Source organism: Vibrio sp. 1249-1 (genome assembly GCF_033340495.1).
On record NZ_JAWOWJ010000381.1, the window covers coordinates 1 to 795 of the forward strand.

At 46.9% G+C, this 795-nt stretch carries 1 protein-coding gene; it reads left to right on the forward strand.

Annotation, left to right across the window (positions count from 1 at the left end; genetic code table 11):
• Window positions 1–795, forward strand: a 795-nt coding sequence (locus tag R7Z50_RS26500; RefSeq protein WP_318149614.1) for an ATP-dependent metallopeptidase FtsH/Yme1/Tma family protein, incomplete at both ends; no start/stop codon positions are given.

Sequence of the window (795 nt, forward strand, 5' to 3'; positions counted from 1 at the left end):
ATGCAAGGCGGCGGCGGTAAAGGCGCTATGTCTTTCGGTAAGAGTAAAGCTCGTATGATGAGCGAAGAACAAATCAAAACCACTTTCGCTGATGTTGCAGGCTGTGACGAAGCAAAAGAAGACGTAAAAGAACTTGTTGATTACCTACGTGATCCGAGCCGTTTCCAAAAACTGGGTGGTAAGATTCCAACTGGTGTTTTAATGGTTGGTCCTCCAGGTACGGGTAAAACGTTACTTGCAAAAGCTATCGCAGGTGAGGCAAAAGTACCGTTCTTTACTATTTCAGGTTCCGATTTCGTAGAAATGTTCGTTGGTGTTGGTGCATCTCGTGTACGTGACATGTTCGAGCAAGCGAAGAAAGCCGCGCCTTGTATTATCTTTATCGATGAAATCGATGCTGTAGGTCGTCAGCGTGGTGCTGGTGTAGGTGGTGGTCACGATGAACGTGAGCAAACACTGAACCAAATGCTAGTAGAAATGGATGGTTTTGAGGGCAACGAAGGTATTATCGTTATTGCTGCGACCAACCGCCCAGACGTATTAGACCCTGCATTACTACGTCCGGGTCGTTTTGACCGTCAAGTAGTTGTAGGTCTTCCTGATGTACGCGGTCGTGAACAGATTCTAAAAGTACACATGCGCAAAGTGCCATTAGCTGGTGACGTAGAGCCTTCTCTAATCGCTCGTGGTACGCCAGGTTTCTCTGGTGCTGACCTAGCAAACTTAGTTAACGAAGCTGCGCTATTTGCTGCACGTGGCAATAAACGCAATGTCTCTATGGTTGAGTTTGAGCTA